This window comes from Anaerotignum faecicola (genome assembly GCA_024460105.1).
Taxonomy (GTDB): domain Bacteria; phylum Bacillota; class Clostridia; order Lachnospirales; family Anaerotignaceae; genus JANFXS01.
Genome location: JANFXS010000411.1, coordinates 1 through 417 on the forward strand (window position 1 = coordinate 1; position 417 = coordinate 417).

General features: G+C 45.8%; 1 protein-coding gene. It reads left to right on the forward strand.

What is annotated here, in order from left to right; genetic code table 11:
* The coding region (locus tag NE664_14625; GenBank protein ID MCQ4727869.1) for an FAD-dependent oxidoreductase at positions 1–345 on the forward strand (345 nt) is incomplete at its 5' end.
* Between the last annotated feature and the right edge of the window lie 72 nt (positions 346–417).

Consider the following 417-nt stretch of genomic DNA (forward strand, 5'->3'; position numbering starts at 1 on the left):
CCTCTGCCGAAGGATCTGGATGTTCACATGCCGGAGCCGATTGAGGGTTCCGATAAAGACTGGCTGGAAAAATATCCTGAAAGAGTACCGATGGAACACCATGAGTACCAGCTTCCGTTCCGATGCCTTATTCCGCAGAATATCAGAAATCTTCTGGTTGCAGGAAGAAGCCTTTCTGTCAGTCACATGATCGACAGCTTTACGAGGAATATGATCCCATGCATGTGGTTTGGTCAGGCGGCAGGCGCTGCGGCGGGCTTATGTATAAAATATGATACAATACCTGCAGAACTGGAATATGAAAAATTGCATCAGGAGCTGAAACGGCAGGGGCTGACGTTTTGATAATCACTCACTGGAGAAGAAATGGGGATGGGAAGATGGAAAGAATACCAGTGAAGAAAAAAAATTATAAAC